Source organism: Paenibacillus chartarius, assembly GCF_042432825.1.
GTDB lineage: Bacteria > Bacillota > Bacilli > Paenibacillales > NBRC-103111 > Gordoniibacillus > Gordoniibacillus chartarius.
In genome coordinates, this window is record NZ_JBHLWN010000022.1 from 156,388 (window position 1) to 164,019 (window position 7,632).

Sequence of the window (7,632 nt, forward strand, 5' to 3'; positions counted from 1 at the left end):
GGGTTCATTTTTTTGTTTTTGTCACAATTTGTTGTAGGGGGATTATTTAGGATGAGACAACGAAAACAATGGGCAGGATGGCTTGCATTGCTGCTTACTCTTCAGCTGCTGCTTCCGGCTATCACGGCAAATGCGGCGGCTGATAGCGGAACGCTGCTGCCTCCAAGTAACGTCGCGGCTCAGAATGTTACACCAAGTGACATTAAATTGACTTGGAGTCCGGTTTACAGTGCCACCGGCTACAATGTTTACAGTATTGTTTATGGATCCATGGACCTGGTGGGGACTACAGCAACAACGTCCTTCAGTTTAAGCGGTCTGTCTGAAGGTTCCTACAGCTATGTGGTTTCCACGCTTAGCTCAGGCTCGGAGTCCGGACCGGGAGCGCCGGTCACGGTTACGGTCACATACCCTGAATTAGCGGCTCCTGCATCGTTTACTTATGCGATTCAGAATGGGAACGATATTGTGTTAAGTTGGGGAGCTGTGCAATATGCCCAAACATATAACCTATACCAAGTAGGTTCGGACGGGTCGAATACGCTGCTCTATTCGGGGGCGGCACGTACTTATACGATTCCGAACGCACCTGACGGCAATTATACATACACGGTTTCTGCATCGCATTCCAAATATGGTGTTTCCCCAGAAACCGCACCTTTGAAGGTGGCGGTAGCACGCCCGACGATGACGGCTCCTGCCGGCTTCAAAGCTGCATTGTCCAACTTGGTGGATGTTACTCTGAGCTGGAGTGCCGTGCCGTTTGCGACGAATTATAAAATTTATCAGGTCACCGAAGGCGAGAAAGTGCTGAAGAGCACGATAACGGCTACGAGCGTTAAGTATACCAATTTGCCTGCCGGCGATTATGTATATGAAGTTCATTCGAACAGCGACCGTTTCGGTGAATCTGCAGACGGCAGCCAAGCCTCGATTACGGTCGGGACCGTCACGATGGCGCCGCCGGCAAGCGTAACTTTCAAACTGCAAAATCTAAACGATGTTGTCCTTTCCTGGACAGCTTCCGCGAACGCAACAGCTTATAAAATTTATCAGATCGTCGATGGTCAGCCAGTGTTGAAAAGCACTGTAACGGGACTGACGGCGACTTATGCCAAGATGCCTGCTGGTGATTATACGTATGAAGTGCGCGCTTATAGCGACCGATTCGGCGAGTCGAATGGCGGTACTCAGGTTAACGTAACTGTCAGTGATGTCGTCATGGAAGCGCCGCTGAATGTAGCTTACAATATTGTGAACGGCAATGACATTGTGCTTACGTGGGATGCGGCGGCGAACGCAACCAATTACAAAATATACTTGGTTGCCAACGGACAAGAGACGCTGAAAAACACTATAACGGGCAGGACAATCACTTATGCGAATCAGCCTGCGGGTGAATACACATACAAGGTGTACTCCTACTCCACGCGATTCGGCGAATCCGCAGAAGGCAGTTCGATTTCCGTTTCGCTGGTACACCCGGTCATGGTGCCGCCGGCGAATGTAACACAAACCGTGAAGAGCGCGACGAGTTTTGCATTGAACTGGGATGCTGTGACCTACGCGACCAGCTACAAAGTTTATATCATCGATAATGGGCAAAAGGTTTTGAAAAGTACGGTGACAACGCCGACAGTTACTTACACGGGTGTTGCACCGGGAACATATACGTACGAAATCAACACCTTCTCCAGCCGATTCGGCGAGTCGGCGGCAGGAACACGCGTTGAAGTCACAATGAATGGAGAGACGATGCAGGCGCCGGGGAATCCGACGTATACCGTTGAGTATATTAATGACTATACCCTTAAATGGACGGCTTCAGCGAATGCCACCGGCTATAAAGTGTATCAAATCATAGACGGTGAGCGTGTGCTGAAAAGTACGGTATCCGGGTTATCAGTTTCCTACACATATTTGCCTGAAGGTAACTATGAATATGTCGTGCATTCATATTCGACGCTGCTTGGGGAATCACCGGAAGGTGCGAAGATTTCGTTCACGGTTGTTTGGCCGGAAATTTCCCCTCCAAGCAACGTCACATACAAAGTGCAGAATGGCAACGATGTGGTAGTCAGTTGGGCTGCAGTTGCGAATGTGAACGGCTATAAAGTGTACGAAGTGTTGGATGGACAGACTATATTAAAGGCGACGGTTACAGTTCCAGCGGTTACGACGACAATAACTGATGTAACAGCTGGAAAACACGTGTACGAGATTCGCTCTTTCAGAAATCGATTTGGTGAGTCAAAGACGAAAAGTCAGCTGAGTTTGGATATGGTATATCCGGTTGTACAGTCGCCGGCGAATCTTACCTACACGATCTCCAACGGCAATGACGTAACGCTGAAGTGGAATGCTGCGCTGTATGCATCGTCATATAAAGTATATCGGGTGGTAGACGGAAATAAAGTGCTTGTAAGCACCGTTACCGGAACATCGACTACATATGCCAAAATGCAGGCTGGTACTTATAATTATGTTGTGTATGCCGTCAGTAACCGGTTTGGAGAGTCTCCGAACGGAAGTCCTATAGAAGTGAACGTTGCGGAGCACACGATGGAAGCTCCGAATAACCTGGTGTACACTGTAACGAACGGCAATGATATAACTCTGAAGTGGGATGCCGTAACCTATGCCGCTTCATATAATGTTTATGAGATTAGTGGAGATCAAAGGACATTAAAGAAGACGGTAACTACCACATCAGCTAGCTTCGTCAATATGCCTGCCGGCGATTACAAGTATGAAGTCCGATCGCTTAGTATGAGGTTTGGAGAATCGCCCGAGGGTGCTCAAATTGCATATGCTGTTGTTCTCCCGGTCATGCAAGCTCCAGGTAATTTGACCTTCAGTGTTGCGAATGGTAACGACTTAACTCTGAAGTGGGAGGCTACAACTTATGCTACCTCTTATAACGTCTACCAAGTTATCGACGGGGAACGTTCGTTGAAGAGGACAGTCAGTACGCTTGCGGCGGCTTTCACCAATATGCCGGCCGGTGATTATTTGTATGAAGTTCGCTCGGTCAGCACCAGATTTGGAGAATCTCCTGAAGGTGCGCAAATCGCCTTTGCGGTTGTATATCCAATTATGCAAGCCCCGGGCAACCTGACGCAAAGTATCGCGAACGGCAACGATTTTACGATCCGGTGGAGTGCCGTAACATATGCAACAGCGTATAAAGTATATCAGGTCGTTGACGGCCTGCGGGTGCTCAAGGCAACGGTAACGAGCACATCGGCGTCTTTCCCGAACATGCCGCAGGGAGATTACACATACGAAGTAAATTCGTTCAGTTCTCGATTTGGAGAGTCACCTGTAGCGGGAAAAATCGACTTCTTGTTGAAATGGCCGGTACTGCAAGCACCTCAGCTTAAGGGTACGGTCTTTAACGCGAATAACATTACGTTTACTTGGCAGTCGGCTGCATGGGCAAACGAATATCGCGTCTATGAAGTCACCGCGGGTAACCGTCAGCTGGTTTACAAAGGAACGGCGTTAACGTCGAAAGTGTATAACTTGTCGGAAGAAACGCATTCGTATGAGATGACGATTTATAGCAATCGATTCGGCGAGTCCGCACCTTCGCCGGTATATGCGGAAACGATCGTATATCCGACCATGCAAGCTCCGGAGGCGACATTAACGCTAACCAGTTCGACAAGCGCTCGGATTTATTGGAACTTCGTTACTTATGCGAACGGGTACAATATCTATGAACTGGTAAACGGACAACCGGTGGAAATCGCTAGAAATATTAATAACTTGTCTTACACCATTTCGAATTTGTCTTATGCAGATCATCAGTATTACGTAACGTCGTATAGTAACTCCTTCGGCGAATCGGCAGCATCGAATATCGTATTGGCGAAGTTAATCGTTGATACGGAGGCGCCAGTAACGAAGGCGAATGCACCGGCAAGTTGGTCGAATCAAGATGTAGTCGTGACACTGTCCGCTACGGACAATGAAACTGGTGTTGTACAAACGTACTATTCCTTAAACGGCAGTGCTTATGTTCCAGGGAATTCGTTTACCGTTTCTCAGGAAGGCATTACAAAGGTTTCCTACTACTCGGTAGATAAGGTCGGAAACCAAGAGACGCCAACTACGATCGATGTGAAAATCGACCGTACCGCACCGGTCACAACGGCAAGCGCACCGGTAGGCTGGTCGAAGGAAGAAGTGACGGTAAGCTTGACGGCAGAGGATAGCGGAAGCGGCGTAGCGAAGACATACTACTCGGTTAATGACGGAGAGTACGTAGAAGGTACTACGGTGAAGCTGAGCCAAGAAGGCGTGAGCAAGGTGTCGTTCTACTCGGTAGACGCAGCAGGCAACGCGGAAGCGGCGCAGTCCATCGATGTCAGCATCGACCGCACCGCACCGGTCACAACGGCTAGCGCACCGACAGGCTGGTCGAAGGAAGAAGTGACGGTAAGCTTGACGGCAGAGGATAGCGGAAGCGGCGTAGCGAAGACATACTACTCGGTTAATGGCGGAGAGTACGTAGAAGGTACTACGGTGAAGCTGAGCCAAGAAGGCGTGAGCAAGGTGTCGTTCTACTCGGTAGACGCAGCAGGCAACGCGGAAGCGGCGCAGTTCATCGATGTCAGCATCGACCGTACCCCGCCGGTCACAACGGCAAGTGCACCGGCAGGCTGGTCGAAGGATGAAGTAACGGTAAGCTTAACGGCAGAGGACAGCGGAAGCGGCGTAGCGAAGACATACTACTCGGTTAATGGCGGAGAGTACGTAGAAGGTACTACGGTGAAGCTGAGCCAAGAAGGCGTGAGCAAGGTGTCGTTCTACTCGGTAGACGCAGCAGGCAACGCGGAAGCGGCTCAAGACGTATCCGTTCAAATTGATAAGACAGCTCCGCTGATCGACATGGTGGTGGAGCCTGAGTACGGCTTAGGCAGCGTGGTCCCATTGAATTTTACGGCAACTGACTCGTTGTCAGGCATCATTAATTCGGTTATGACAGTTAAATATCCGAATTCTGCAAGTGCAGTAACCAAGGAAAGCGGAGAGAGCATTTCGTTAAATGTGCCGGGAACGTACACGGTAGAAGTTACCGCAACAAACGGTGCTGGGCTTTCGACGAAAATAGTCAAACAATTCTCCGTGTATATTCCGGCAACCATTACGGTAACGCCAACAGTCATCAAGGGCAATAATGGGGTCTTTACCGTAAGAGTAGACCTCCCGTCCGGTTATAGTACGGCAGGGTTTAATCTGGATAGTGTCCGACTCAATGGTGTAAAGGCTCTGACAAGCAATAACGGTTATTACAACCAAGCAAAAAATGGGCAGTTCAAGTTTGAACGATCTGATTTCGCTTGGAGCGGCTCGGAAGCTGTATTGCACTTTACCGGGTTGGTCAACGGTAATGAAGTATCCGGTCAAACGACAGTGAAATTACAAAAATAAAGCTGTTCGCATCACCATTTCCTTATGTGCCCCAAGCATGTAAGGGGATGGTGATTTTGTTCTTCAAAGGATGATCTTCAATGCGGTTGGTTAATAGTAGTATGAGGATACTGTTAGTTCGGGTTCGTAGGAGGAGATTGAAGTGGCGGAGTTTGACGTGTATGCCTTTGCCGATTACTCAGGAGCCGCGTCGGATAAAGAACAGCGTCGCCGGATCGCTTGGTGCGTAGGGCGGCGGTTGAGTGGCCTGCTGGACGGTCGTGGAGAGCTCCCTGCGGAGGTTTCGAATGGCACAGGAGATGAGGGGAGGCCCCTGTCGATTGTCGGTTGTACGCGAAGAGAGCTTGTCGAGGTGGCTTTACGTCTTCTGCAAAAGGCGACTGCGGCGCGAGAGCGGGTGTTGTTCGGCTTCGATCATAACTACAGCATGCCGGTAGGATTTTACGAAGCGGCTACGGGCCGGGAGCAGCGTTCATGGCGGCAAATGCTTGATTGGCTCGCGGATGAGCTGGAAGTGGGGCTCGAAGAGGGTGTCGAGCCCCACCCGAGGCAGTGGGCCGCTCGGGTGAACGAGGCGATCGCGCGCAGGCTGAAGCTGCCGGTAGGACCGTTCTGGGGCCCGCATTTTTCGCCTGGCCGGCGGATGTTCCCGTTCGGCGAGTTCGGCGCGAGGCTTCCCGAGCGACGCCTCGTGGAAACCCGCCAGACCGGCATGAAGTCGGCGTACCAGCTCGGCGGAGCAGGCTCCGTCGGCCTGCAGTCGCTGTTCGGGATAGCCCGTCTGCGGCAGCTGCTGCGCCGCTGCGAGGCGGCTGACATCCCGCTGCACTGCTGGCCGTTTGACGGCTGGTCGCCGCCGCAGCAAAAGCATGTTATGGTCGAGGTATATCCGACACTCTACCTGCCTGCCGCCGCTGGGCGGCGCACTGACGCCGGCGATGCCGCCGCCTGTGTGCGCTGGGCGCGCGAGCAGGATCGCCTCGGGCAGCTCGACGAATGGCTCGCCGAGCCGCCCGGGCTGACGCCCGCCGAGCGCCGGCGGGCAGCGCTTGAGGGCTGGGTGCTCGGCGTGCGCTGAGCTCCCTCGCACAAATGCGATTAGGCATTCAGCACCTCGGCCTCAACAGCACCCCGTCGCAAATGCCTTGCGTAATTGGCACCTCAGTCTCACTGGCATACCTATCGTATATGGCTTGCGTAATTGGTACTTCGTCTTCACTGGCATCCGCCTCGCATAAGCCTTGCACATTCGCATTTTATATCTGAGGCATCTTCCATCGTATTTGCCCTAGGCATTTACGCCGACCCATGCATCTCATCTCATCCCAAAGTCCTCGAGCAAATCTTCCATCAGCCCTCGCTTAATCTGTCGCTCCGGGACCTTCATAACCGTGCCGGCATGGCTTTAAGCGTCTCGCGCCCCGCACAATAGGCCCCCAAGCTCCGCCGTCTCGCAGCCTTCAGCATCCGTCCCCGCCAAGCAGACGCCTGTCACTGACATATGCTAAAATAGAAAAAACTACCTATTCACACGAAGGAGATCTTACCGATGCTAACGCTGAACCGCGAGCCGGAAGTCAAGGCGGAAATGTTAATCCGGAGGCCGGCTGAAGAAGTGTTCGAAGCTTTCGCAGACCCGGCCGTCACTACAAAATTTTGGTTCACCGGAAGCAGCGGAAGGCTGGAGGCGGGCAAACAGGTCCGTTGGGAGTGGGCCATGTACGGCGTATCGGATACCGTCACCGTATTGGAGTTTGACCCTTACCGGCGGATTCTGGTTGAGTTTTCCGACGGTACTCGGACCGAATGGACCTTCACACAACGCGCAGCGGACGAAACGATGGTCGCAATCATTGATTCAGGGTACAGCGGCAGCGGAGACGACATCGTCGCCCGGGCTATCGACTCCATGGGCGGCTACACGATAGTGCTGTGCGGGTTGAAGGCGCTATTGGAGCACAATGTTTTGCTGAAGCTTGTGGCGGACAAGGCTCCCGACGCCCATGTGAAAGACTAGCTAAAACGAGGTATGCGCTTACAAATAGGGTTGTACGGTCTAGCAAACCCCTTAAACGTAAAGATGCACTACAGCAGGCCCCCAGCACGCTGCAACAATGTCCTTAGGGACCATGTTGGACCTCCGTCAAGAAAATAGACACGCGTTACGATGTTTTTCTCTTAGAAACCTGTATG

The 7,632-nt window shown here is 51.9% G+C and carries 3 protein-coding genes; all 3 read left to right on the forward strand.

The genetic code is table 11. The features are described from left to right. Window positions 1-51 precede the first annotated feature (51 nt). The 3 genes from ACFFK0_RS05060 to ACFFK0_RS05070 all read left to right on the forward strand — a co-directional run bounded on the left by ACFFK0_RS05060 (window position 52) and on the right by ACFFK0_RS05070 (window position 7,456). Window positions 52-5,439: an OmpL47-type beta-barrel domain-containing protein gene (locus ACFFK0_RS05060; RefSeq protein WP_377468834.1), complete on the forward strand. Its 5,388-nt coding sequence runs from the start codon at window positions 52-54 to the stop codon at window positions 5,437-5,439. Between the two features lie 142 nt (window positions 5,440-5,581). Further along, window positions 5,582-6,517, forward strand: a complete 936-nt coding sequence (locus ACFFK0_RS05065; protein ID WP_377468835.1) for a hypothetical protein — start codon at window positions 5,582-5,584, stop codon at window positions 6,515-6,517. 471 nt (window positions 6,518-6,988) lie between these two features. Next, the gene (locus tag ACFFK0_RS05070) at window positions 6,989-7,456 is read left to right on the forward strand and encodes an SRPBCC family protein (RefSeq protein ID WP_377468836.1); all 468 of its coding nucleotides are present in this window, start codon (window positions 6,989-6,991) and stop codon (window positions 7,454-7,456) included. The last annotated feature ends 176 nt before the right edge of the window (window positions 7,457-7,632 follow it).